This window comes from Streptomyces sp. NPDC057486, from assembly GCF_042802415.1.
Taxonomy (GTDB): domain Bacteria; phylum Actinomycetota; class Actinomycetes; order Streptomycetales; family Streptomycetaceae; genus Streptomyces; species Streptomyces yanii.
Genome location: NZ_JBHVEE010000074.1, coordinates 25151 through 48503, shown reverse-complemented (window position 1 = coordinate 48503; position 23353 = coordinate 25151). Strand labels below are relative to the sequence as shown.

Below are 23353 nucleotides of genomic sequence, written 5' to 3'. Positions count from 1 at the left end.
CATTTCTGCGGCCGCCCCTCACCCATCGTTTTTCCGAAGCGTTACTGGCCCTGCTCGTCGCGGCGTCGCTGCCACCGCTGCTCGATCCGGTTCATCACCGTTCGGCGTGGCTTGGACTGTCGGCGCTCGCTCCCGCCGCCGGCTGCCTGCTGCTCGCCGGGCTTGGGCGCCTTGCGCCAACCAGTGACCGCAAGGACCGCACAGCCCAGCATGACGAGGAATCCCACCACGCTGATCCAGATCTGCTGGGCGACCATTCCGGCCATGAGGAGCGCGATACCCACCAGGAAGCCTGCGACCGCCTGGTAGACCCGTCGTCGGGTGTACGTACGCAGCCCGCTTCCCTCGAGCGCTGTCGCGAACTTGGGATCTTCGGCGTACAGCGCTCGCTCCATCTGCTCGAGCATTCGCTGCTCGTGCTCCGAGAGCGGCACGGAGTCCTCCTCGTCGTCGGCCGCGGGGGGGCGGCCGGTATGCGGCCCTTCCAGGATAGGCAGGGATTCGCCCCCGTGAAACCCGCCCTCATCGCCAATCAGCCAGTCCGGGCCGCCACGACGGCTCAGCTGCTGAGGCGTAGATTCCCCAACCTCCGATCCGTCATGCCGGATGGTGTCCCCCGATCATACGTGGCGCGGCCCCCGATCGGGCGTCCTGGGGCGTACTCCGTCTGCTGCTTCGTTGCTGATCAGCCGCGCTGCGGCCGCCCCTCGGCGCCCTTGGTGCCCAGAACGTGCAGCTGGGTCGCGACCGAGTGGAAGGCCGGCAGTTCCGCGACGGCGCTCTCCAGCTTGAGCAGTGCGTCCATCGCACCGGGTTCGGTGTCCACCAGGACGCCCGGTACGAGGTCGGCGAAGACCCGTACCCCGTGGACCGCACCGACCTCGACGCCCGCTGCGGAGACCAGCTCGGTGAGCTGCTCCGCGGTGTAACGCCGGGGCACCGGATCGCCTTCGCCCCAGCGGCCCGCCGGGTCGGTGAGCGCCCGCCGGGCCTCGGTGAAGTGCCCGGCGAGCGCCCGGGCCAGGACGGCGCCGCCGAGTCCGGCGGCGAGCAGGCTGAGTTCACCGGACGGGCGGAGTGCGTCGACCGCGTTCCGTACGCCCTCGGCGGGGTCGTCGACGTACTCCAGGACGCCGTGGCAGAGCACCGCGTCGTACCCACCGCGGCCGACCACCTCGAACAGACCGAGGATGTCGCCCTGGACGCCTCGGACACGGTCGGCGACCCCGGCCTCGGCGGCGCGGCGCTCCAGCGCGAAGAGCGCGTTGGGGCTGGGGTCGACGACGGTGACCCTGTGGCCGAGCCGGGCGACCGGCACCGCGAAGTTGCCGGTGCCGCCACCGGTGTCCAGGACGTCCAGGGCGTCCCGGCCGGTCGCCTTGACCTGGCGGTCGAGGGCGTCCTTCAGGACGTCCCAGACCACGGCGGTACGGAGGGAGGCGCGGGGGCGCAGCTGGTCCGACACGGCAGATGACTCCTCGGCACGGTGCCGCCGCTGACGGCGGAGCGTGAACAGTGCAGGTGATGCGGGTACTGTCCACCCTATTGCCTCGGGCCACCGCCGCCGTCATCCCGCGTCGGGCCGCTCCTTCCGGGTCTGTGGAAGTGTCGGCTGGAGGACCAGCAGCCTCTCGACGAGGCGCAGGAACATGGCCACGTCGCGCAGCAGATCGTCGGCGTCACGACTGCTGGCCGCCCCCGGTATACCCGCTTCCGCGCGGGCCCGGCGGAGAGCTCCGGAGGCGAACAGGGCGCTCCATTCGGTGAGCTCCGGGGCGATCTCCGGAAGGACTTCCCAGGCGCTGCGGATCCTTTCCCGCCGCCGCCTGGTGGTCTCGGGCCGTCCGCGTGCGGCGAGCACGGCGGCGGCGGTGCGCAGGGCCGCGAGGTGGGCGGTGGCATAGCGCTCGTTCGGCACGGTGAGCACGGCGGCTTCGTCGAGGCCGATGCGGGCCTGAGCGAGCAGGTCGAGGGCTGCGGGCGGCGCCGTGGCGCGGCGCAGCACGGGGTGGACGTCGTTCGCCGGACCGCTCGACGGAGAGGACGGGGCGGGGCCGGTCGGTGAGGGGGCAGGGCCGCCTGCGCGGCGCCGAGAGGCGGCTGCTGCGGACGAGTTGGCCATGACGAACCTCCTGTCGTCGTGTGACGGCTCCGTGGCCGTATGTATCCATCGTGGGGGACACCACTGACAATCGGCGCCAATCAGCCGCTGACCTGCACTTTTGCTTCGATCGCGAGTTCGGGTTACCTTTTGCACTGACTGGTCAGTTCAAAAAGGGAGGACCTGTGGACAGCCCGCACGGGGCAGCTGTCACCGCCGAGGACTTCGGGCTCAAAGGACCGCGCGGCTGGGCCTTCCGGAGCGTGCGGATCGACGCCGGGCCCGGCGCACTGGTCGCGATCGAGGGCCCGTCCGGCTCCGGCCGCACCTGTCTGCTGCTCGCTCTGACCGGCCGGATGCGTCCCTCCGAGGGCCGTGCGGAGATCGGCGGTCTGCGCCTGCCGCGCCAGATGGCCGCCGTACGCAGGATCAGCGCCCTCGGCCCGGTCCCCGGCGTCAGCGAACTCGACCCGGCCCTCACCGTCTCCGAGCACCTGCGCGAGCGGGCCCTCCTGCAGCACCGCTTCGACGGCTCGCTGCGTGCCCTGCTCCGCCCGCGCGCGGAGCGCGCCGCCACGGCCCGGGCCCGGATCGACGCCGCACTGGACGCCGCCGGACTCGACCCCACGACCCTGCCCAAGGCCGAGCGGACCTCCGTACGCGATCTGGAACGGCTGGAGGCGCTGCGGCTGTCCGTCGCCCTCGCGCTGATCGGCCGCCCGCGGCTGCTCGCCGTGGACGACACCGATCTCAAGCTCTCCGACGCCGAGCGCGCCGAGGCCTGGGAGATGCTGCGCTCCGTCGCCGCCGACGGAACGACCGTGATCGCCGTCTGCAGCCAGGCCCCCGAGGGCGCGATCACCGTGCGTACGGGCAGCGCCGGAACCACGGACACCACCGACACCGCAGAGACCACCGACGCACCTGGGGCGACGGCGACCGAGGAGGGGACGGCCGATGCGATCGCCGAGACTGGCCGCGCTTGAGCTGAAGCGTTTCGGCAGGGGGAAGCTGCCCCGCGCCGCACTGGTCGCGCTCCTGCTGCTGCCCCTGCTCTACGGCGCCCTGTACCTGTGGTCCTTCTGGGACCCGTACAGCCGCCTCGACAAGATCCCCGTCGCGCTGGTCAACGACGACAAGGGCGCCACCGCGGCCGGCAAGCGCGTCGAGGCGGGTGACGAGATCACCGCCAAGCTGCTCGACTCCAAGGTCTTCGAGTGGCACGAGGTGAGCTCCGCCGAGGCCGGCCGGGGCGTCGAGGACGGTACCTACTACCTCTCGCTGACCATGCCGTCGGACTTCAGCAAGCAGATCGCGTCCAGTTCGGGCGACTCCCCCGAGACCGGCGCTCTCCAGGTCCGGACGAACGACGCCAACAACTACATCGTCGGGCAGATCTCCCGGACGGTGTTCTCCGAGGTCCGCACCGCCGCCTCGACCAACGCCTCGCGCGGCTTCCTGGACCGGATCTTCATCTCCTTCTCCGACCTCCACGACGCGACGGCCGAGGCGGCCAAGGGCGCCGACGACCTCAAGGACGGGATCGGCAAGGCCAAGAAGGGCTCGAAGGACCTCGCGGACGGCTTGAAGGACGCCAAGGCGGGCAGCGGGCGCCTGGAGAGCGGGATCACCAAGCTGAACAAGGGCGCGGGAGACCTCGAAACCGGCTCCCGGCAGGTCGCCGACGGCACCCAGCTCCTCGCCGACAAGGTCAACGGCGTGGCCGCCGACGTCCGCCCGTTCCTGAAGGACAACGGCAAGTCGATCGGTGACACCGCCCGGCTGGTCGCCGATTCCTCGCAGACCGTGCGGGACAACCTCGACGTGCTGGTGAAGGCGGCGCCCACCGCGGCGACCGCCGCCCACGGGGCCTCCGACGATCTGGCCGACGTCTACCGCACCCGCTGCACGGAGCAGCCGCTCCCCGACCCCGCCGTCTGTCCCCCGCTGAAGCGCGCCACGACCGCGGCCGCCGATGTCGCCAAGGTCGCCGACGATGTGAACGTCCTGGTGAAGGACCAGAACGGGGACCTGAAGAAGCTGCGCGGGCAGCTCACCACTCTGCAGAAGCAGGCCGACGCCCTCGCCGAGCACTCCCCGCACCTGGACGAGGACCTGAAGTCCGCCGTCGCGAAGATCAACGCGCTCAACACCGGTGCCCACAAGGTCGCCAGGGGCGCGGACGAACTGCACACGGGTCTCGCCACGGCCAAGACCGGATCCGCCGATCTGAACACCGGCGTCGGCAGGCTGAAGACGGGCGCAACCGACCTGGACGGCGGGCTGATCCGGCTGAACGACGGTTCCGTCACGCTCGCCCAGGGACTGAACGACGGCGTCGGCAAGATCCCGGACTACGACAAGGAGGCCCGCGACCGGCGCACCGATGTCATGGCCGATCCGGTCAAGCTCGCCTCCCAGTCGCTGCACCGGGCCCCCAACTACGGCACCGGATTCGCGCCCTACTTCATCCCGCTCTCCCTCTGGGTCGGCGCGATGGTGGCGTACATGCTGATCCAGCCGCTCAATCGGCGGGCGCTCGCCGCGGGGGCCTCCGCGTGGCGCATCGCCTTCGCCGGGTGGCTGCCGGTGGCCGCGATCGGTCTGCTCCAGGTGGCGGCCCTGATGTCCGTACTGCACTGGGGGCTGGGGCTGCAGATGGCCCATGCCGCCGGGACGATCGGCTTCCTCGCCCTCGTGACCTGCTGCTTCGGTGCGATCGTGCAGTGGCTGAACGCCCGGTTCGGTGCGGCGGGACGGATCCTCGTGCTCGCGGTGCTGATGCTGCAGCTGACCTCGGCCGGGGGCACATATCCCGTCCAGACCAGCCCCGGCTTCTTCGGTGCGATCCACCCGTACCTGCCGATGAGCTACATCGTCGAGAGCCTGCGCCGGCTGATCACGGGCGGCGGGCTGGGCCCGGTCTGGCAGGGCTGCGCGGTGCTGCTGGCGTTCACCGCGGGGGCGTTGGCCCTGACCGCGGTATCGGCCCGGCGCAAGCAGGTGTGGACGCTGGACCGGCTGCATCCGGAGCTGAGCCTGTGAGCGCGCCCGGACCTGTGAGAATCGAGCGCATGGAAAGCAGTAGCACCACGCGCCGCCAGGCCACCCGGCAGAAGCTCTACGAGGCGGCCGTCACTCTCATCGCCGAGAAGGGTTTCTCGGCGACCACGGTCGACGAGATCGCCGAGCGCGCCGGGGTCGCCAAGGGCACGGTCTACTACAACTTCAAGAGCAAGACCGAGCTCTTCGAGGAACTGCTGCGGCACGGTGTCGGGCTGCTGACCGCTTCGCTGCGGTCAGCGGCCGAGGAGACGGCGAAGCACGGCGGTACCCGGGTCGAGGCCCTGGACGCGATGATCAGGGCCGGTCTGGCCTTCATCGACCGCTATCCGGCCTTCACCCAGCTGTACGTCGCCGAGCTGTGGCGCACCAACCGCGCCTGGCAGTCGACCCTCCTGGTGGTACGTCAGGAGGCCGTCGCCGTGGTCGAGGACGTGTTGCGCGAGGGCGTCGGCAACGGTGAGCTCAGCGAGGAGATCGACATCCCGCTGACGGCGGCCGCGCTGGTCGGCATGGTCCTGGTGGCGGCCCTGGACTGGAAAGCGTTCCAGCCGGAGCGGTCCATGGACGATGTGCACTCGGCACTGTCCCTGCTGCTGCACGGCCGGGTCAGCGGGCACTGACACACCCGCCCCGGGGCGACGTCCGCACACGCGGAAGCGCCGGTCCTGCGAGGCTCGATCCCCCCGAGCCTCGCCCGACCGGCGCTTCCTGCACTGCCGGAAAGCCTTCCCCCGTGACCCCCGTGTGTTCCCCCGTGGTCCGCGGCTCTCCGTTGCGCACCCCCGTGCGCCCCCGTTCCGGAAGGAGTGCGGCACCCGTTCCGCCGCCCCGTGTCGGCGGTACCGGCGCTGCGCCCCTTCCGTGCCCTCCACTCTTCCGTCTGCGCAGGTGGGAACCCATCCGCGCACCTACTCATCTCGCCGACTAGGTACGGATACTCAGAGATGCGCACCGGACCCCACCCGGAGCGGCACGCTCCTGGTTACGATCGCGTCCGTGTCCGTACTCCCCCTGGTGTTCACAAGTGGCTGGGCGAGCGGGATCAACGCCTACGCGGTGGTCCTGTTGCTCGGCATCTTCGGCGCGACCGGAATCAGCGACGAGGTGCCCGCGTCGCTGCAGCGCACCGATGTGCTCGTGGTGGCCGCCGTTCTCTTCCTGTGCGAGACGGTCGCGGACAAGATCCCTTACGTGGACTCGGTCTGGGACTCGGTGCACACCGTCATCAGGCCGGTCGCCGGGGCTGTCGTGGCGGCGCTGCTGGCCGGAGAGAGCGGTTCGCTGCCGGAGCTCGCGGCCGGGGCCGTCGGCGGTTCCACGGCGCTGATGAGCCATCTGGTGAAGACGGGCACCAGGATGGCGGTGAACACCTCCCCCGAGCCGTTCAGCAACATCGCGGTGAGCGCGGCCGAGGACCTCGGCGTCGCCGGGATCATCACGTTCGCGATATTCCATCCGCTGGCGGCGGCGGTCATCGCCGCGACCCTGCTCCTCCTCGGCCTGGTGGTAGTGATCTTCCTGGCCTCCCGCATCCGCCGGTTCCTGCGCCGCAGAGCGCAGCGGCGGGGGGAGAAACACCTGGCCGGAGCGGGGTCGGGGCCTTCGGCGCCTCGTTCGCACTGGCCTTCCGGCTGAGCTGTCGGTGCCGGCCGCTAAGGTCACTGACATGGCACGTATTGCGGTGATCGGCGCCGGGATGGGCGCGATGGCAGCGGCCGCCCGGCTGGCCGTGGCAGGGCACCGGGTGACGGTGTACGAGCGGTCGGAGACCTTCGGCGGCTCGGTCGGCCGGTATGCCCGCGACGGCTTCGCCTTCGACACCGGCCCCTCGCTGCTGCATCTGCCCGCCGTCTACCGCGACCTGTTCGTGAAGACCGGCAAGGAGCCGCTGGAGCGGTGCGTCACGATGACGCAGGTCGACCCGGCGAGCCACCATATCTTCGCCGACGGCACGGCGGTCTCGCTGCCGAACGCCTCGCGCGCCGGGGTGGTCGCCGCCCTGGACAGTGCGCTGGGGGCCGGTGCGGGCGGCAGCTGGGGCGGGTTCCTGGACCGGGCCCGCGATGCCTGGGACCGGTCCCGGCGGCCACTGCTCGAGGAGCCGTTGCGCGCCGACTGGGAGGTGCTGGGCCGCGATCCGTACCCCGCTCTCCGGCAGCGCCGGCTGCTGCGCTCAGCACGCCTGGCGGGCACGGTCGCGGAGGTCGGCGCCTGGGAGCTGACGGACCCCCGGCTGGCCGCTCTCCTCGACGGATACGCGCTGGCGTACGGCCTCGATCCGCTGCGCGCACCGGCGAGCGCGGCCCTCCTGCCGTACATGGAGGAGACGTTCGGCAGCTGGTACGTGGCGGGCGGAATCCGGGCGCTGGCGCAGGCGGTGTACGAGCGCTGCCTGGCCCGGAAGGTGGAGTTCGTCTTCGGCGCCGAGGTGGCCCGGGTCGTGGAGAAGGACGGCCGGGCAGCGGGCGTCGAGCTCGCCGCGGGCACGGTCGCGGAGGCCGACCACGTGGTGCTGGGGGCCTGGCCGCACCCGGATCTGGTGCCGGGTCAGGGGCTCTGGCAGAGCGGTGATGTGACGGCCCAGCCGCGACCGGGCGGCGGGACGCCGGTGCCGGGCCGGTTCCAGGTCCTGCTGTCGCTGCGCGGCGCCCTGCCCGCGGACGCGGCGCACCGGACGGTGGTGCACGGCGCGGACGGCGCGGCGGAGCGCGAGGCGGTGTTCGGCGGTCGGCTCGCCGCAGGCCCCACGGTGACGGTGATCCGCCCCGACGATCCCGCAACCCGCCCCGACGACGCCCACGAGGCCGTGACGCTGACGGCGACGGTCGCCCCGCACGGCGCGGTGGACTGGACGGACGGTGCGCTGCGCGAGCGGTACGCAGCCACGCTGATCGAGGCGGCCGACGCGGCCGTTCCCGGGATACGGGAGCGGGTGCTCCACGCCGAGGTGCGGACGCCCCTGGAGAGCGCGGCCGACACCGGCGCCGAGGGCGGCTCGGTGCCCGCGCCCGCGCTCGCCGGGGCCGGGGGCGCGTATCTGCATCCGGGCAACCGCACCCGGCTGCCCGGGCTCTACCTCGCGGGTGGCTGGTCGCACCCGGGCGGCGGGCTCGCGCACGCCGGGATGTCGGGAGCGCTCGTCGCCGGGCTCATCGTGGAGGGGGACGGCTTCCGCGGCTCCCAGTGAGGGGCCCGGTGCCCCTGAGGGGCGGATGCCGGGCACGTCCGGTCACCGCTCCGTCGTCCGGCGGCCGACGAGCTCGGCCTTCGCCCGACGGCGCGGCCTGTCCCGTCAGTAGCGGTACTGGTCGTTGTGTCCGGTGTCGTAGCCGTTCGGGAACGGCGCGGGCTGTGCGGGCTGCTCCGGTGGCAGCGGCGCGTAATGCTCGCCCTCGCGCTGCTGCGGCACCCAGACGCCGCCCGGCGGCGTCTCGGAGGCGTACTGCTGGGCGTAGGGGTCTGCTGTGAACTGCTGCTGACCGCCGTAGCTGTCATGGCTCGCGTACGGGTCCTGCGCCCCGTACTGCGGGGAGCCGGTGGTGGTGCCGATGTACGGGTCGGAGTACGCGGCGTACTGCTGCCGGTCCGTGCCGTAGTCGTACTGCCCGGCGTAGGAGTCCTGGCCCGCGTACGTGCCCTGCCCGCCGTAGCTGTCCTGGCCGGCGTACGAGTCCTGGGCGGGCGCGGTGTACGTGGAGTAGTCCGGGTACGGGTCGTAGGAGGCGTACGGGGACTGCTGCGCGCGCTGGGGGTCGGTGTAGATGCCGTACTGCCCGGTGTCGTCGGGCAGCGGCTCCGGCTCGTAGACCGCGGCCCCGCTCGCGGGAGCGGGCTTCTTCGCCTCGTCCTGGTCCGAGTGGTCGTACTCCATCTCCAGGTCCGACACCTCCAGCGTGGGCTCCCGGTGGATGTCCCGGGCGCCCCCCGACCGGCGGCGACGGCTCTCGCCCGGACTGCCGCCGATGGCCCAGCCGGTCGAGAAACCGCGCCGGAACGAGAGCGTGACGTACGTCTGGCCGGTGGCGAACGCGATCGCGCCGACGGCGATGACGAACACGGACGGCATCAGCACGCCGACGACCACACAGGCGAAGCCGGCGAAGGCGAGCAGTCGCCAGCGAAGGCGCGCCTTGTACTGCAGCAGTACCTCGCCGAGCAGCCACAACGCCACGATGCCGAACGCGATGTAGAGGACCGTCCAGCCCATGCCCGCCCCCTTCTACGGCCACCGCCCCCGGATCGTGGCGGGTACGGCCGGTCACGACTGCTTGTGCAGTCCGAGATTCTCGTAGATTTCGAGCGTCGCCGTCGAGTTGTTGAGCGTGATGAAGTGCAGTCCGGGTACACCCTCGGAACGCAGCCTCGCGCAGAACTCCGTCGCGAACTCAATCCCAATGGAGCGTACAGCGGCGGGATCGTCCTTGACGGCGAGGATGCGTTCTTTCAGCGACGACGGCAGCGACGCGTTGCTGAGCTGCGGAAACCGCTCCAACTGCTTGACACTGGTGAGCGGCATGACCTCGGGGATGATCGGCGTGTCGCAACCCGCAGCAACCACTCGGTCACGCATACGCAAATAGTCGTCCGGATTGAAGAACATCTGCGTGATCGCATAGTCGGCGCCGGCACGGCACTTGTCCACGAAATGCTGGATGTCGGTGTCCCAGTCGGTCGAGCGCGGGTGCATCTCGGGAAATGCGGCGACGCCGACACAGAAATCGCCGGATTCCTTGATGAGCCGGACGAGATCGGCCGCGTACCGCACACCCTGCGGGTGCTCGACCCACTCACCCATCGGGTCGCCCGGCGGGTCGCCGCGCACGGCGAGGATGTTCCTGATTCCGGCGTCCGCGTACTGCCCGATCATGTTGCGGAGTTCGGCGACGGAGTGGTTGACGGCGGTCAGATGGGCGACCGGGGTGAGCGTGGAATCGGCCGCGATCTGCTGGGTGGCCCGCACCGTTCCGGCCCGGGTGGAGCCGCCGGCACCGTACGTGACGGAGACGAAGCTCGGCCTCACCGCCTCGACACGGCGCAGCGCATTCCAGAGATTCCGCTCGCCCTTCTCGGTTTTGGGCGCCCAGAACTCGAACGAATACGACGTCTTGCCGGTCGCCAGAAGGTCACGCACGGTGCGTGCGTGATCTGTCCTGGTAGAAGGAGTGCCAAGGGCCATACTGAAGGTTAACCAGGGCTCGACGGTGCCCCAACCAGACCAGCGGCAATTGCCCGAATTGACTGGTGGTTTGTCCACCCCTCGGACACCCTTCGCGCAGCCCCGGGGCGGACCCGGTCGTTCATGGCTGCTCCGCGTCTTTCCCGACGTGTTTGTCAGACGTCGGCGCGTGCCCTGATCCGCTTCGCGAGCCCGGCGGCGGCCGCAGCCGGATCGTCGGCCTCGGTGATGGCCCGTACGACCACGATCCTGCGCGCCCCCGCGTCCAGCACCTCGTCGAGGTTGTCCGCGTCGATCCCGCCGATGGCGAACCACGGGCGCGTCCGGCCGAGCGAGGCGGCGTACCGCACGAGGTCGAGGCCCGGGGCGTGCCGGCCGGGCTTGGTCGGGGTGGGCCAGCAGGGTCCGGTGCAGAAGTAGTCCACGCCGGGCTCGGCGACGGCCGCGTCGACCTCGGACTCGGCGTGTGTGGAGCGGCCGATCACCACGTCCTCGCCGATGATGGCCCGGGCCGCGGGCACGGGCAGGTCCCCCTGGCCGAGGTGGAGCACATCGGAGCCGATGGCATGAGCGACATCGGCCCGGTCGTTCACCGCGAGCAGCGCGCCGTGGCGCCTGCAGGCGTCGGCGAAGACCGCGAGGTGCTCGAGCTCCTCGGCCGCTTCCATGCCCTTGTCGCGCAGCTGGACGATGTCGACGCCGGAGGAGAGCACGGCGTCGAGGAACTCGGGGAGGTCGCCCTCGCGCCTGCGGGCGTCCGTGCACAGATAGAGCCGGGCGTCGGACAGCAGCGCGCGAGGCGTGGGCATGGTGCGGTTCCCCCTTGGGACGGAGCGGTGCGGCCGGTGGTGCGGAGCGGTACGACGGGGCGGCTCGACGCGGCGGTGCGGGCCGTGCGCAGGCGCACGGCCCGTACCCTCGTGCGGTCGTCCCGGTCAGACGGCGAGCGCCTGGGCGCGGCGCTTCACCTCCGTGCCGCGATTCTCGCTCAGTGCCTGTGCGGGGGTACCCGGCAGGGTCGGGTCAGGGGTGAAGAGCCATTCCAGCATCTCTTCGTCGGAGAAGCCGTCGTCCCTCAGGAGCGTCAGGGTGCCGGAGAGGCCCTTGACCACCTTGTTGCCGTCGATGAAGGCAGCAGGCACCTGGAGCGCCCGGTTCTCACCACGTCGTACGGCGATGAGCTGGCCTTCCTTGACCAGCTGCCGCACCCGTGTCACCTCGACATCGAACATTTCTGCGATGTCGGGGAGGTGGAGCCAGGCAGGGACGAGAGCATCGATCTTTGCGTCAATCTCGGTCACAGGACAAGCCTGCCATCCCGCACCGACAGCCGATACCCGGACTCATCCCTTCAGGGCCCCGCGAACCACCTCCGCGACGCGGCAACGGGACTGCTTGTCGCCGGTGACCCAGCCGTGGGCCGACTCCAGGAGAGGCGAGCAACAGGCTCCGGTGTCGGTGGTGCCCCGGTACTTCTCGGCCGAGGCTCCGTCCGCGGCGGTGACCACGCCGCCCGTGCGGGCCAGGTCGCACGGGCAGCGTGGTGTCGTCCGTGCACCACGGGCCCGCGGAGCCCGTCCGGGAGGTGTCGATCAGCACACGGCGCAGGGTGACGGAGGCCCTCAGGTCGTAGTTGTCGTAGTCGCCGTAGAACGGGATGTCCATGTCGGCGTCGACGGGGTAGGACCAGGCGTACCGCTGTGCGCTGGTACGCCCGCCCGTCATGGTTCGGCACGATGCCGCCGGAGTGGACGACCGGATACGGCTGGGCGAGGCTCGCAGGGCGCCCGTCCGCCGTGATCTGCACCTCTCGGCAGGGGCCGCCGCCGCAGAGGCAGTCGGGGGCGGTGGCCGAGAGGTCGCTGGGGACCGCGTCGAACCACTGCTCGTCGCAGCCGCCGCGTGCGCAGACCTGCAGGCGCCCGCCGGTCGGACTGCGCGGGAAGGTGACGTCGGTGCTGGTGGAGCCCCCCTGCCGACGCCCAGCCAAGAGGCGTCCGCACGAAGGGGATTGGACACCGGCACCCGTCACGGATCCGTCGGCTTCCTACTGACGCACCGTCGATTTCAGCGGTACGGAGGGATCGGCCGCCCGCACCGGATCGAGCCGCGCCCCCGCCTCGATGAGCTTGCGCCCCTGGGCCAGGTCGCGTGGCCGGCCGACGGCGAGGACGGCGACCAGCGCGCCGTCCCGCAGCCACAGCACCGACCAGGCGGCACCGTCCGGGTCGCCGCGCCACAGCAGCGTGTCGGCACCCCCGTGATGGCCCGCGTACTGCACGAACCGGTCGAACTGCTCGGACCAGAAGTACGGCACGGGGTCGTACGTGAGCGGCTGCGGCGCCCCGCCGGATCCGGCGCCGATGATGTTGGCGGCGGCGGTCCGCGGCCCCTGGACGGCGTTGTCCCAGTGGTGGACGAGGAGGCGCGCGCCGTACCGCGCGGAGGGGAAGGAGGCGCAGTCCCCGACGGCGTACACATCGGGCAGCGAGGTGCGCAGCGCTTCGTCGGCGGTCACCGATCCGTCCGGTCCGAGCGCGATGCCGGAGCCGGCCAGCCAGGCGGTGGCGGGCCGGGCACCGATCCCGACGACCACCGCTCCGGCCTCGAGTGCGCGGCCGTCGGCGAGGACCACGCGGCCGGGCTCGATGCGGGCCACCGGGGCACCGGTGAGGAGTTCGGCGCCGCTCTCCCCGTACCAGCGGGCCATCGGGGCGGCGACCTCGGCGGGCAGGACGCCCGCGAGCGGCCGGTCGGCGGCCTCGACGACGGTGACCTCGCAGCCCGCGGCGCGGGCCGCGGTGGCGAACTCCGCGCCGATCCATCCGGCACCGACCACCACGACGGTGTGCTGCTCACCGAGGACCGGCCGCAGCCGTGCGGCGTCGTCGAGAGTGCGCAGCAGATGGACGCCGCGCACACCCTCCGAGCCCGGGAGCTCGACCGGTTCGGCGCCGGTGGCGATGACCAGGACGTCGTACGGGACGGGGCCCGTCGGGGTGTCCAGTTCGTGCGCCGCGGACCGCACGCCGGTCACGTCGCGGCCCAGTTGCAGCTCGATGTCGAGCGCCTCGAAGTCGATGTCGAAGGCGGAGTCCTCGGCCTTGCCGAGCAGCACCGCCTTGGACAGCGGCGGCCGGTCGTAGGGCTGGTGGGGTTCGGCTCCGATCAGGGTGACCGGGCCGGTGAAGCCCTGTTCCCGCAGGGCCACGGCGGTCTGCACACCGGCCATGCCCGCACCGACGATGACGATGCGGCGCTCGGTCCGCCGGTCCGGCTGCTCAGTCTGCTGCTCGCTCACCTGTCCACCTTAAGCATCTGACGATCCGTCAGCCAGACAGTTCCTCGACCACACTCGTCCCGCTGCCCTCCTGCGACTCCCACTCCCACCGCTCGTCCAGCCGCACCCGGCCGTCCGCGAGGTCGACGACGGTGGAGATGCAGTGTCCGGAAGATGTCGTTCCGTCCTGCTTCAACTGGACGTACCGGAAGTCGAGTCGATCGGCGGTCCTGGTGCCGACGAGATGGCCCCGGACCACGTCGCCGCCCGCGTACTCGGCCCAGATCCGGCCGTCCGCCTCGTGGTACGTGAAGCGGGTACGGGTGCCGACCTGGCCCGGCGCCTGGTCGGCGACCGGCGAGAGGACGAGTCCGTCGAGCGAACGGGCCACGGTGACTGCTCCCTTACAGGGTCCGGGGAACGGGGTCTAGGGTGGCCACCGTAAGGCACTCGCGGGAGCCCGGACGCACCGGGCTGAGAGGGAGGCTGGGCGGCCTCCGACCGTACGAACCTGATCCGGGTCATGCCGGCGAAGGGAGGGGCTGGACGCCCATGCGTTCTTCCGGGAACACATCCGTATCCGCACAAGGATCCGACGTCCTCGTCATCGGGGGCGGGATCATCGGTCTGGTGACCGCCTGGCGGGCTGCGCAGCACGGTCTGCGCACCGCGGTCGTCGACCCCGAACCGGGCGGCGGGGCCGCCCAGGTCGCGGCCGGGATGCTCGCCGCCGTCACCGAACTCCACTACGGCGAGCAGATGCTGCTCGGCCTCAATGTCGCGTCCGCCGCGCGCTACCCGGCCTTCGCGGCCGAACTGGAGGCGGCGAGCGGCCAGGGCATCGGCTTCCGCACCTGTGGCACCCTGGCGGTCGCCCTGGACTCCGACGACCGCGCCCATCTGCGGGAGCTGCACGCGCTGCAGCAGCGTTCGGGGCTGGAGTCGGAGTGGCTCACCGGCCGTGAGTGCCGCCGACTGGAGCCCATGCTGGCGCCGGGCGTACGCGGCGGTCTGCGGGTCGACGGCGACCACCAGGTCGATCCCCGCCGGCTGGCCGCCGCACTGCTGACGGCCTGCGAGCGGGCCGGTGTGGTCTTCCACCGCGACTGGGTGGAACGCCTCGGCGTGAGACGGGGCCGGGCCGCCGGAGCCGTACTCGCGGCCGGTACGGAGCTGGTCGCCGACCAGGTCGTACTCGCCGCGGGCAGCCGCAGCGGGCGGCTCGCCGGGCTGCCGGACGAGGTCGTCCCCCCGGTGCGGCCCGTAAAGGGACAGGTGCTCCGGCTGACGGTGCCCGCCGCGTACGCGCCGTTCCTCACCCGCACCGTGCGGGCCGTGGTCCGGGGCAGCCACGTCTATCTCGTCCCGCGCGAGAACGGCGAGCTCGTCGTCGGCGCGACCAGCGAGGAGATGGGCTGGGACACCACCGTCACGGCGGGCGGGGTGTACGAGCTGCTGCGCGACGCCCACGAGCTGGTGCCCGGCATCACCGAACTGCCGCTCACCGAGACCCGGGCCGGCCTTCGCCCCGCCTCCCCCGACAACGCCCCGCTGCTCGGCCCCACCGCCCTGCCCGGCCTCCACCTCGCCACCGGCCACCACCGCAACGGCGTCCTGCTGACCCCCGTCACCGGTGACGCCATGGCCGAGCTGTTGACCACCGGCGAGCTGCCGGCCGTGGCCCGCCCCTTCGCCCCCGGACGGTTCGCACCCGCCCCGGTACCGCCTTCCTCCTCCGTACGTCAGGAGCAGCCCGCATGACCGACTCCCTTCCGCTCACCGTCTCCGTGAACGGCGATCCCCGTTCGATCGCCGCGGGCACCACCCTGGAGACCCTTGTCGCGACTCTGACGGCGGCGCCCTCCGGGGTTGCCGCGGCTCTCAACGAGACCGTCGTCCCGCGCAGCCGCTGGGCGGACGCCGCCCTCGCCGACGGCGACCGGATCGAAGTCCTCACCGCCGTCCAGGGAGGCTGACCATGTCCGACGATCTCTTCGCCCTCGGCGGCACCACGTTCGGCTCCCGCCTGATCATGGGAACGGGCGGGGCGCCCAGCCTCGACGTACTCGAACGCTCCCTGACAGCATCCGGCACCGAGCTGACCACCGTCGCGATGCGCCGCCTCGACCCGACCGTGCAGGGCTCGGTCCTCTCCGTCCTCGAACGTCTCTCGATCCGCGTCCTGCCGAACACGGCGGGCTGCTTCACCGCGGGCGAGGCCGTGCTGACCGCCCGGCTGGCCCGCGAGGCGCTGGGCACCGACTGGATCAAGCTGGAGGTCGTGGCCGACGAGCGGACTCTGCTGCCCGACCCGATCGAGCTGCTGGACGCCGCGGAGACCCTGGTGGACGACGGGTTCACCGTCCTGCCGTACACCAGCGACGACCCGGTGCTCGCCCGGAAGCTGGAGGACGTGGGATGCGCGGCGATCATGCCCCTCGGCTCCCCCATCGGCTCCGGGCTCGGCATCCGCAACCCGCACAACTTCCGGCTGATCGTCGAGCAGGCCCGGGTTCCGGTCATTCTCGACGCGGGCGCCGGGACCGCCTCGGACGCGGCGCTCGCGATGGAGCTGGGGTGCGCGGCGGTGATGCTGGCGTCGGCTGTGACCCGGGCGCAGGAGCCCGAGCTGATGGCGGCCGCGATGCGGCACGCGGTGGACGGCGGGCGCCTGGCGTACCGCGCGGGCCGGATCCCGCGGCGCCACTTCGCCGAGGCCTCCTCACCGGTGGAGGGGCGGGCGGTGCTGGACCCGGAGCGGCCGGCGTTCTGAGCGCGCGCTCCCGGGTCCGTACGGTACTGAAGTGCATGTCCCTGTCACGGCTCGGCTGCAGTACGGCCCCGGGATCGCCCCGGCCCGCCAGTCGTGTCCGCGCCGGCTCGTAGACTCGACTGCGTGGATATGACCCTCCAGGACCCGCTTGTCGGGCAGCTGCTCGACGGCCGTTACCGCGTCGATGCCCGCATCGCCGTGGGCGGGATGGCCACGGTCTACCGGGCCATGGACACCCGGCTCGACCGGGTGCTCGCCCTCAAGGTGATGCATCCGGCGCTCGCGACCGACGTCTCGTTCGTCGAGCGTTTCATCCGCGAGGCCAAGTCGGTGGCCAGGCTCGCGCACCCCAATGTGGTCGCCGTCTTCGACCAGGGCGCCCAGGGGGCGTACGTCTACCTGGCGATGGAGTACGTCGCGGGCTGCACGCTGCGCGACGTCCTGCGCGAGCGCGGCGCCCTGCAGCCGCGCGCCGCCCTGGACATCCTGGAGCCGGTCCTCGCAGCGCTCGGAGCCGCACACCGGGCGGGGTTCGTGCACCGCGACATGAAGCCGGAGAACGTCCTGATAGGGGACGACGGCCGGGTGAAGGTCGCGGATTTCGGCCTCGTGCGGGCTGTGGGCTCCGACACCAACACCACCGGATCCGTCCTGGGCACCGTCTCCTACCTCGCCCCCGAGCAGATCGAGCACGGCACGGCGGACACCCGCGCCGATGTGTACGCCTGCGGTGTCGTGCTGTACGAGATGCTGACGGGTGCCAAGCCGCACACCGGGGACTCCCCCGCCCAGGTCATCTACCAGCACCTCAACGAGGACGTCCCGGCCCCCTCGGCAGTCGTCCCCGGGCTCCCGGTCGAGCTGGACCACCTGGTCGCGAGCGCCACCGCCCGTGACCCCGAGGTCCGCCCGCTCGACGCGGTGGCCCTGCTGGCCGAGGCCCGCACCGCGCGCGCCGCGCTCACCGACGAACAACTGGACGCCGTACCGCCGCAGGCCCTCGCCGAGGTGCACGACGCCGCCGAGGACCGCACGAGCGTGATCCCACGGGTGCTCCCGGCCGGTCAGGGCACCGCCCACCACACCAGCCGGCTGGAGATGCCCCCGCCGCTGCCGCCCGAGCAGGCCCGACGCGGGCCGCGGCGCGGAATGCTCGCCGCGATCGTCGCCGTGCTGCTGGTGCTCGGGGTCGGTTCCGGCGTCTGGTACATCAACTCGGGGCAGTTCACCCGGGTCCCCTCCCTGCTCGGCCAGACCGAGAAGGCGGCCGAGCAGCGGCTCTCGGCCTCCGGGCTGGAGCTGAAGGGCGTCAAGCGGGCCTACAGCGACAGCGTCGAGCGTGGCAAGGTCATCGGCAGCGATCCGAAGTCCGGCGCCCGGATCCGGGGCAACGGCTCGGTGACGATCACCGTCTCCCGCGGCCCGGAGATCGTGAAGGTGCCCCACGTCGAGGGCATCGCGCTGGCCGAGGCCCGGCAGACGCTGAAGAAGAGCGGGCTGGTGCCCGGCATGGTCACCAGGGAGTTCAGCGGGGAATTCGACCGGGGCGACGTGATCCGTACGGATCCCGGAGCGGGCACCGAGCGCCACCCCGACTCCGCGGTCGCCCTGGTCGTCAGCAAGGGCAGCCCGGTCGATGTCCCCGATGTCACCGGACTGTCGGTCCAGGACGCCACCGCCGCACTGGACGAGGAGGGGCTGAAGGCCGAGGTGCTGCCCGGCCGCGTCAACTCTCCCGAGGCCGAGGGCGACATCGCGCGCCAGTCCCCGGGTCAGGGTGCCCAGGTCGCCGAGGGCGACACCATCACGCTCACGGTCTCCAAGGGCCCGCGGATGATCGACGTACCGGACGTCACCGGCAAGGACGTCGACCAGGCGACGAGCCTGCTGAAGGCGGCGGGCTTCGAGGTCAAGGTCGACCGTCCGTTCCTCTCCTTCAGCGACAAGATCGCCAGCCAGTCCGTGGACGGCGGCGAACAGGCCCCCGAGGGCAGCACCATCACCATCAAGACCAAGGGGCTCTAGATCCATATGCGCAACCCCGTCGGCGGCCACATCCCCGTGGCCGGCGGCCTCGCCAGAGTCGGCCTGCCCTACGCCCGCGAGATGGGGGCGGAGGCCGTCCAGGTCTTCGTCGCCAATCCACGCGGCTGGGCCACGCCCACCGGGAACCCCGCGCAGGACGAACAGTTCCGCGCCGAATGTGCAGCCGAGTCGATACCGGCGTACGTCCACGCCCCGTACCTGATCAATTTCGGCTCGCACACCGAGGCCACCGTGGAGAAGTCCGTGGACTCGCTGCGCCACTCCCTGCGCCGGGCCCGCGAGATCGGCGCCCTGGGCGTCGTGGTGCACACCGGCTCGGCGACCGGCGGCCGGCCGCGCGCGGAGGCCCTGGCGCAGGTACGGGCGCACATGAGGCCGCTCCTCGACGAGCTGACCCATGACGACGACCCGTATCTGCTGCTGGAGTCGACGGCCGGACAGGGGTTCTCGCTCTGCTCCCGGACCTGGGACTTCGGCCCGTATTTCGACGCACTCGACGCCCACCCCAAGCTCGGTGTCTGTCTCGACACCTGCCACATCTACGCGGCGGGCCACGATCTGGCGGGTCCCGCGGGCATGAAGCAGACGCTGGACCTGCTGGTGGACACGGTCGGCGAGGGGCGGCTGAAGCTGATCCACGCCAATGACTCCAAGGACGTGGTGGGAGCCCACAAGGACCGGCACGAGAACATCGGCGCCGGGCACATCGGCGAGGAGCCGTTCCGGGAGCTGTTCTCGCATCCGGCGACGGCGGGGGTGCCGCTGATCATCGAGACGCCGGGCGGCAAGGAAGGTCATGCGGCCGATGTGGCACGACTGAAGGGGCTGCGCGACTGCGGCTGACCGCGAAACCCATTGAGGAATACCCCTAGGGGGTATACGGTTCCTGTTGTCGACAGGAACCGCTACCGGCACTGGGGGACCGCCATGCAGCACGACACGCGCGACGAAGAGCACCAGCAGCACCAGCAGCACGAGCACCACGGGCAGGGTCACGGCGGCAGCAGTCACGCCGACCACTCGGCTCACGCCGGCCACGCGGCACACTCCCCCGGCCGGGTCGGCTGGGCCATGGCCGCGCGCGCCACACTGCACTGCCTCACCGGATGCGCCATCGGCGAGATCCTCGGCATGGTGATCGGCACGGCTCTCGGCTGGGGCAACGCGGAGACGATGGTCCTCGCGATCGTCCTGGCGTTCTTCTTCGGCTACACGCTGACGCTGCGCTCGATCCTGAAGGCCGGCGTCGACTTCCGTACGGCGTTCCGGGTCGCCCTGGCTGCCGACACCCTCTCCATCGCGGTGATGGAACTGATCGACAACGGCGTGATCGTCCTGTGGCCGGGCGCCATGGACGCACAGCTCGCCGACGCGCTGTTCTGGGGGGCGCTCGCACTGTCGCTGGCCGTGGCCTTCGTCGTCACCACACCGGTCAACAAGTGGATGATCGGCCGCGGCAAGGGCCACGCGGTGGTGCACCAGTACCACCACTGAGGACGGTCCCGCACCGGGACCATCAGGTCAGAGCTCGGGGCCTTCCCCGGGCTCCTCCTGGTAGGAGTAGCGCTGCTCGCGCCACGGGTCGCCGATGTTGTGGTAGCCGCGCTCCTCCCAGAACCCGCGGCGATCGGCCGTCATGTACTCGACGCCCCGGACCCACTTGGGCCCCTTCCAGGCGTACAGGTGCGGCACGACAAGGCGCAGCGGGAAGCCGTGCTCCGCCGTGAGCAGCTCACCGCCCTTGTGGGTGGCGAAAAGCGTGCGTTCCGAGGTGAAGTCGGCGAGCCGCAGGTTCGAGCTGAATCCGTACTCGGCCCAGACCATCACATGCGTGACCTGGGGCGCGGGTGGTGCGAGTTCCAGGATCGTACGGGCGAGGACCCCGCCCCATTCGGCCCCGAGCATGCTGAATTTCGTGACGCAGTGCAGATCGGCGACGACCGAGGAGAACGGCAGGGCCGAGAACTCCTGGTGGTTCCAGCAGTGCTTCTCGCCGTCCGCGGTGGCTCCGAAGACCCGGAACTCCCAGCGGTCGGGCTTGAACTTGGGAACCGGCCCATAGTGGGTAACCGGCCAACCGCGCTGCAGTCGCTGACCCGGCGGAAGCTCGGACTGCTCTGATTCGCGGTATTCCCGGCTTTCCGGCTGACCCATGCCTCCATGGTGACAGACAGGCAGGGGTGGTCATGACCAGGGCAGCGACCATTCGGGCAACTCGTACTAAGCATGTACTTACTGGACGGCCGAGGGGTGCGGTGCGAGGATGCGGCCAACCTGCCCAGTTCACCGGTTGGAAGGAGCCTCTGCGATGCAGGGCGACCCCGAGGTCCTCGAGTTCCTGAACGAACAGCTGACCGCCGAATTGACTGCCATCAATCAGTACTTCCTGCATGCAAAGATGCAGGACAACTTCGGCTGGACGAAGCTCGCGAAGTACACCCGGTCCGAGTCGTTCGACGAGATGAAGCACGCGGAGACCCTGACGGACCGCATCCTTTTCCTCGATGGACTCCCCAACTACCAGCGGCTCTTCCACGTACGCGTGGGGCAGACGGTCACCGAGATGTTCCAGGCCGACCGCCAGGTCGAGGTGGAGGCGATCGACCGGCTCAAGCGTGGCATCGAGTTGATGCGGGGGAAGGGCGACATCACGTCCGCAAATATCTTTGAATCGATCCTGGAGGACGAGGAGCACCACATCGACTACCTCGACACTCAGCTGGAACTGATCGAGAAGCTCGGCGAGCCGCTCTACATCGCGCAGCAGATCGAGCAGCCGGACAGCTGAGTCCGTGACGGCTGAGTCCGGGACAGCCCGGTTCAGGCCGCGTCGGGGAGCCGGATGCCCGGGACCGGGCCGGGACCGATGCCCGGGGTCCGTCCGTGGGCGATGCCCGGGCCGATGAGGGGCGCCGCACCTGGTGTGGTCGAGGGGGCCCGCTCGGGGACGTCACCGGTGACCTGCTTCTGGTCGAGCAGCTCCCGGCGCGCGCACGCGCCGCGGCCGAGCATCGCCTGGATCCGGCGGACACAGCCACCGCAGTCGGTGCCCGCCTTGCAGGCATTGGCTATCTGGCGGGGGGTGCACGCCCCGGCGTCCGCATGCTCCTTGACCTGCTGCTCCGTAATGCCGAAACACGAGCAGACGTACATGCGGTTCACCTCCCGGCAGGATGGTCATGGATGCCACCCCGTTCAACGGTGAGGCTAACCTAACCTTACCCGGCACCCGGGGCCGGCAAAAGTCCCGGAACGCCCTGTGGGGCACGGATCACATCGATCCGTGCCCCACAGTCGTACGTGCGCTACCTGCGGTGATGGCTACTGGTCCCGGTACATCTCGGCAACCAGGAACGCCAGGTCCAGCGACTGGCTGCGGTTGAGCCGCGGGTCGCAGGCCGTCTCGTAACGCTGGTGCAGGTCGTCCACGAAGATCTCGTGGCCGCCGCCGACGCACTCGGTGACGTCGTCACCGGTGAGCTCGACGTGGATGCCGCCCGGGTGCGTACCGAGGCCCTTGTGCACCTCGAAGAAGCCCTTGACCTCGTCCAGGACGTCGTCGAAGCGACGGGTCTTGTGGCCGGAGGCCGCCTCGAAGGTGTTGCCGTGCATCGGGTCGGTGACCCAGGCGACGACCGCACCGGATGCGGTGACCTTCTCGACCAGCGCGGGAAGCTTGTCACGGACCTTGTCGGCGCCCATCCGGACGATGAAGGTCAGCCGGCCGGGCTCGCGGGCCGGGTCGAGGCGGTCGATGTAGCCGAGTGCCTCGTCGACGGTGGTCGTCGGGCCGAGCTTGATGCCGATGGGGTTACGGATCTTCGAGGCGAACTCGATGTGCGCGCCGTCCATCTGGCGGGTGCGCTCACCGATCCAGACCATGTGACCGGAGGTGTCGTACAGCTCACCGGTGCGCGAGTCGGTGCGGGTCAGCGCCGACTCGTAGTCCAGCAGCAGCCCCTCGTGCGAGGAGTAGAACTCGACGGCCTTGAACTCGGCCGGGTCCGTGCCGCACGCCTTCATGAAGTTCAGCGCGTTGTCGATCTCGCGGGCCAGCGCCTCGTAACGCTGCCCGGACGGGGACGACTTCACGAAGTCCTGGTTCCAGGCGTGGACCTGGCGCAGGTCGGCGTAACCGCCGGTGGTGAAGGCGCGGACCAGGTTCAGCGTGGAAGCGGATGCGTGGTACATCTGCTTCAGCCGGTCCGGGTCCGGGACGCGGGCCTTCTCGGTGAAGGCGAAGCCGTTGACGGAGTCGCCGCGGTAGGTCGGCAGGGTCACGCCGTCGCGGGTCTCGGTCGACTTGGAGCGCGGCTTGGAGTACTGGCCTGCGATCCGGCCCACCTTGACGACGGGCACGGAGGCCGCGTAGGTCAGGACGGCGCTCATCTGGAGCAGCGTCTTCAGCTTGGCCCGGATGTGGTCGGCCGACACGGCGTCGAAGGCCTCGGCGCAGTCGCCGCCCTGCAGCAGGAACGCCTCGCCCTTGGCGACGGCTCCCATGCGGGCGCGCAGCTGGTCGCACTCGCCCGCGAAGACGAGCGGCGGATACGACGCGAGGTCCGCGAGTACATCGCGCAGAGCCTCGGCATCGGGGTACTCGGGCTGCTGCGCCGCGGGAAGGTCTCGCCAGGTGTTGCCACCGGCGACGGAGGTATTGGCGTTCACGGTCACAACCACAACATTACGGGGTCCAGGGGGGCGTCCATCCGAACGCTCAACAGTTGAGACGCGCGCTCGGATGAACCGGGCGTCCGATAAGGTTCGGACATGTTCGCGCAGACGCACCAGAACTGGTGGTGGACCGCTCATCCGGCGGCCCACTGATTCATCGCGCGCGACAGACCACGCGAAGGCCGCCCGAGGGGCGGCCTTCTCTGCGTTTCGGGGCCGTTCCTCCATCCGGAAGGA

General features: G+C 70.9%; 26 protein-coding genes and 1 riboswitch. Of the genes, 13 read left to right on the top strand and 13 right to left on the bottom strand.

Features of this window, described 5'->3' with window-relative positions; all coding sequences use genetic code 11:
• Positions 1 to 41 precede the first annotated feature (41 nt).
• The 3 genes from ACFU6I_RS29470 to ACFU6I_RS29460 form a co-directional block, all read right to left on the bottom strand.
• A complete protein-coding gene (locus tag ACFU6I_RS29470; RefSeq protein WP_327246885.1) occupies positions 42 to 434 on the bottom strand; it encodes a DUF3040 domain-containing protein in 393 nt (130 codons plus the stop codon).
• 251 nt (positions 435 to 685) lie between these two features.
• Entirely contained in the window at positions 686 to 1465 is a 780-nt protein-coding gene (locus tag ACFU6I_RS29465) for a class I SAM-dependent methyltransferase (protein WP_384372147.1), read from the bottom strand.
• A gap of 102 nt (positions 1466 to 1567) precedes the next feature.
• Positions 1568 to 2122 (bottom strand): SAV_6107 family HEPN domain-containing protein, encoded by a 555-nt coding sequence (locus ACFU6I_RS29460; protein ID WP_384372145.1) that lies wholly within the window; start codon positions 2120 to 2122, stop codon positions 1568 to 1570.
• 164 nt (positions 2123 to 2286) lie between these two features.
• Here ACFU6I_RS29460 and ACFU6I_RS29455 point away from each other — a divergent pair, with 164 nt between their 5' ends.
• From ACFU6I_RS29455 to ACFU6I_RS29435, 5 genes are all read left to right on the top strand, one after another.
• A complete protein-coding gene (locus ACFU6I_RS29455) occupies positions 2287 to 3087 on the top strand; it encodes an ATP-binding cassette domain-containing protein (protein ID WP_384372143.1) in 801 nt (266 codons plus the stop codon).
• Complete coding sequence (locus ACFU6I_RS29450; protein ID WP_384372141.1) at positions 3059 to 5146, top strand: YhgE/Pip family protein; 2088 nt, start codon at positions 3059 to 3061, stop codon at positions 5144 to 5146. The genes ACFU6I_RS29455 and ACFU6I_RS29450 overlap by 29 nt, the downstream gene beginning before the upstream one ends.
• Positions 5147 to 5175: 29 nt before the next feature.
• Complete coding sequence (locus tag ACFU6I_RS29445; protein WP_384372139.1) at positions 5176 to 5787, top strand: TetR/AcrR family transcriptional regulator; 612 nt, start codon at positions 5176 to 5178, stop codon at positions 5785 to 5787.
• Between the two features lie 376 nt (positions 5788 to 6163).
• On the top strand, positions 6164 to 6802 hold the full coding sequence (locus ACFU6I_RS29440; protein ID WP_384372137.1) for a DUF4126 domain-containing protein: 639 nt from the start codon (positions 6164 to 6166) through the stop codon (positions 6800 to 6802).
• A gap of 31 nt (positions 6803 to 6833) precedes the next feature.
• Entirely contained in the window at positions 6834 to 8354 is a 1521-nt protein-coding gene (locus ACFU6I_RS29435) for a phytoene desaturase family protein (RefSeq protein WP_384372135.1), read from the top strand.
• Positions 8355 to 8459: 105 nt separating this feature from the next.
• On the opposite strand, the gene ACFU6I_RS29430 is transcribed toward ACFU6I_RS29435, so the two are convergent.
• From ACFU6I_RS29430 to ACFU6I_RS29400, 7 genes are all read right to left on the bottom strand, one after another.
• Positions 8460 to 9374: a hypothetical protein gene (locus ACFU6I_RS29430; protein WP_384372133.1), complete on the bottom strand. Its 915-nt coding sequence runs from the start codon at positions 9372 to 9374 to the stop codon at positions 8460 to 8462.
• 51 nt (positions 9375 to 9425) lie between these two features.
• Positions 9426 to 10343 carry a methylenetetrahydrofolate reductase [NAD(P)H] gene (gene metF / locus ACFU6I_RS29425; RefSeq protein WP_384372155.1) on the bottom strand — a complete coding sequence of 306 codons (918 nt, stop codon included), beginning with the start codon at positions 10341 to 10343 and terminating at the stop codon, positions 9426 to 9428.
• A gap of 155 nt (positions 10344 to 10498) precedes the next feature.
• Positions 10499 to 11152, bottom strand: coding sequence for a thiamine phosphate synthase (thiE, locus tag ACFU6I_RS29420; RefSeq protein WP_384033720.1), 654 nt, complete (start codon positions 11150 to 11152; stop codon positions 10499 to 10501).
• 126 nt (positions 11153 to 11278) lie between these two features.
• The gene (locus ACFU6I_RS29415; protein ID WP_345515685.1) at positions 11279 to 11644 is read right to left on the bottom strand and encodes an Rv2175c family DNA-binding protein; all 366 of its coding nucleotides are present in this window, start codon (positions 11642 to 11644) and stop codon (positions 11279 to 11281) included.
• Between the two features lie 50 nt (positions 11645 to 11694).
• On the bottom strand, positions 11695 to 12375 hold the full coding sequence (locus ACFU6I_RS29410) for a peptide-N4-asparagine amidase (RefSeq protein WP_384372131.1): 681 nt from the start codon (positions 12373 to 12375) through the stop codon (positions 11695 to 11697).
• A gap of 15 nt (positions 12376 to 12390) precedes the next feature.
• Positions 12391 to 13575, bottom strand: coding sequence for an NAD(P)/FAD-dependent oxidoreductase (locus tag ACFU6I_RS29405; RefSeq protein ID WP_384372153.1), 1185 nt, complete (start codon positions 13573 to 13575; stop codon positions 12391 to 12393).
• A gap of 97 nt (positions 13576 to 13672) precedes the next feature.
• Positions 13673 to 14014, bottom strand: coding sequence for a hypothetical protein (locus tag ACFU6I_RS29400; protein WP_384372129.1), 342 nt, complete (start codon positions 14012 to 14014; stop codon positions 13673 to 13675).
• A 51-nt stretch (positions 14015 to 14065) separates the two neighbouring features.
• Positions 14066 to 14178, top strand: a riboswitch (TPP riboswitch).
• Here ACFU6I_RS29400 and thiO point away from each other — a divergent pair.
• The 6 genes from thiO to ACFU6I_RS29370 all read left to right on the top strand — a co-directional run bounded on the left by thiO (position 14176) and on the right by ACFU6I_RS29370 (position 19936).
• Positions 14176 to 15384: a glycine oxidase ThiO gene (gene thiO, locus ACFU6I_RS29395; protein WP_384372127.1), complete on the top strand. Its 1209-nt coding sequence runs from the start codon at positions 14176 to 14178 to the stop codon at positions 15382 to 15384. (Overlaps the previous riboswitch by 3 nt.)
• Positions 15381 to 15599 carry a sulfur carrier protein ThiS gene (gene thiS / locus ACFU6I_RS29390; RefSeq protein WP_384372125.1) on the top strand — a complete coding sequence of 73 codons (219 nt, stop codon included), beginning with the start codon at positions 15381 to 15383 and terminating at the stop codon, positions 15597 to 15599. Before thiO ends, thiS begins: the two co-directional genes overlap by 4 nt.
• 2 nt (positions 15600 to 15601) lie before the next feature.
• Positions 15602 to 16396: a thiazole synthase gene (locus ACFU6I_RS29385; protein ID WP_384372123.1), complete on the top strand. Its 795-nt coding sequence runs from the start codon at positions 15602 to 15604 to the stop codon at positions 16394 to 16396.
• A gap of 123 nt (positions 16397 to 16519) precedes the next feature.
• Entirely contained in the window at positions 16520 to 18421 is a 1902-nt protein-coding gene (pknB, locus tag ACFU6I_RS29380; RefSeq protein ID WP_384372121.1) for a Stk1 family PASTA domain-containing Ser/Thr kinase, read from the top strand.
• A 6-nt stretch (positions 18422 to 18427) separates the two neighbouring features.
• Positions 18428 to 19285 (top strand): deoxyribonuclease IV, encoded by an 858-nt coding sequence (locus tag ACFU6I_RS29375; RefSeq protein ID WP_384372119.1) that lies wholly within the window; start codon positions 18428 to 18430, stop codon positions 19283 to 19285.
• Between the two features lie 84 nt (positions 19286 to 19369).
• Entirely contained in the window at positions 19370 to 19936 is a 567-nt protein-coding gene (locus ACFU6I_RS29370; RefSeq protein WP_384372117.1) for a DUF4396 domain-containing protein, read from the top strand.
• Between the two features lie 27 nt (positions 19937 to 19963).
• Here the strand turns inward: ACFU6I_RS29370 and ACFU6I_RS29365 are convergent, their stop codons facing one another.
• Complete coding sequence (locus ACFU6I_RS29365; RefSeq protein WP_345515675.1) at positions 19964 to 20596, bottom strand: sulfite oxidase-like oxidoreductase; 633 nt, start codon at positions 20594 to 20596, stop codon at positions 19964 to 19966.
• A gap of 154 nt (positions 20597 to 20750) precedes the next feature.
• Here ACFU6I_RS29365 and bfr point away from each other — a divergent pair, with 154 nt between their 5' ends.
• Positions 20751 to 21230 carry a bacterioferritin gene (gene bfr / locus ACFU6I_RS29360; RefSeq protein ID WP_266986592.1) on the top strand — a complete coding sequence of 160 codons (480 nt, stop codon included), beginning with the start codon at positions 20751 to 20753 and terminating at the stop codon, positions 21228 to 21230.
• 32 nt (positions 21231 to 21262) lie between these two features.
• On the opposite strand, the gene ACFU6I_RS29355 is transcribed toward bfr, so the two are convergent.
• Both ACFU6I_RS29355 and ACFU6I_RS29350 read right to left on the bottom strand, forming a co-directional pair.
• Positions 21263 to 21595, bottom strand: a complete 333-nt coding sequence (locus ACFU6I_RS29355; protein ID WP_384372115.1) for a bacterioferritin-associated ferredoxin — start codon at positions 21593 to 21595, stop codon at positions 21263 to 21265.
• A 168-nt stretch (positions 21596 to 21763) separates the two neighbouring features.
• On the bottom strand, positions 21764 to 23110 hold the full coding sequence (locus ACFU6I_RS29350) for a class II 3-deoxy-7-phosphoheptulonate synthase (RefSeq protein ID WP_384372113.1): 1347 nt from the start codon (positions 23108 to 23110) through the stop codon (positions 21764 to 21766).
• 102 nt (positions 23111 to 23212) lie between these two features.
• On the opposite strand from ACFU6I_RS29350, the gene ACFU6I_RS29345 reads away from it, so the two are divergent.
• Positions 23213 to 23269 carry a trp operon leader peptide gene (locus tag ACFU6I_RS29345; protein ID WP_107063558.1) on the top strand — a complete coding sequence of 19 codons (57 nt, stop codon included), beginning with the start codon at positions 23213 to 23215 and terminating at the stop codon, positions 23267 to 23269.
• Positions 23270 to 23353 lie beyond the last annotated feature (84 nt).

Coding starts and splice junctions, on each gene's coding strand:
- ACFU6I_RS29460 (WP_384372145.1), bottom strand. CDS start 2,122: ATGGCCAACTCGTCCGCAGCAGCCGCCTCTCGGCGCCGCGCAGGCGGC.
- ACFU6I_RS29450 (WP_384372141.1), top strand. CDS start 3,059: ATGCGATCGCCGAGACTGGCCGCGCTTGAGCTGAAGCGTTTCGGCAGG.
- ACFU6I_RS29445 (WP_384372139.1), top strand. CDS start 5,176: ATGGAAAGCAGTAGCACCACGCGCCGCCAGGCCACCCGGCAGAAGCTC.
- ACFU6I_RS29435 (WP_384372135.1), top strand. CDS start 6,834: ATGGCACGTATTGCGGTGATCGGCGCCGGGATGGGCGCGATGGCAGCG.
- ACFU6I_RS29430 (WP_384372133.1), bottom strand. CDS start 9,374: ATGGGCTGGACGGTCCTCTACATCGCGTTCGGCATCGTGGCGTTGTGG.
- metF (WP_384372155.1), bottom strand. CDS start 10,343: ATGGCCCTTGGCACTCCTTCTACCAGGACAGATCACGCACGCACCGTG.
- thiE (WP_384033720.1), bottom strand. CDS start 11,152: ATGCCCACGCCTCGCGCGCTGCTGTCCGACGCCCGGCTCTATCTGTGC.
- ACFU6I_RS29405 (WP_384372153.1), bottom strand. CDS start 13,575: ATGGCCGGTGTGCAGACCGCCGTGGCCCTGCGGGAACAGGGCTTCACC.
- thiO (WP_384372127.1), top strand. CDS start 14,176: ATGCGTTCTTCCGGGAACACATCCGTATCCGCACAAGGATCCGACGTC.
- thiS (WP_384372125.1), top strand. CDS start 15,381: ATGACCGACTCCCTTCCGCTCACCGTCTCCGTGAACGGCGATCCCCGT.
- ACFU6I_RS29385 (WP_384372123.1), top strand. CDS start 15,602: ATGTCCGACGATCTCTTCGCCCTCGGCGGCACCACGTTCGGCTCCCGC.
- ACFU6I_RS29375 (WP_384372119.1), top strand. CDS start 18,428: ATGCGCAACCCCGTCGGCGGCCACATCCCCGTGGCCGGCGGCCTCGCC.
- ACFU6I_RS29370 (WP_384372117.1), top strand. CDS start 19,370: ATGCAGCACGACACGCGCGACGAAGAGCACCAGCAGCACCAGCAGCAC.
- ACFU6I_RS29365 (WP_345515675.1), bottom strand. CDS start 20,596: ATGGGTCAGCCGGAAAGCCGGGAATACCGCGAATCAGAGCAGTCCGAG.
- bfr (WP_266986592.1), top strand. CDS start 20,751: ATGCAGGGCGACCCCGAGGTCCTCGAGTTCCTGAACGAACAGCTGACC.
- ACFU6I_RS29355 (WP_384372115.1), bottom strand. CDS start 21,595: ATGTACGTCTGCTCGTGTTTCGGCATTACGGAGCAGCAGGTCAAGGAG.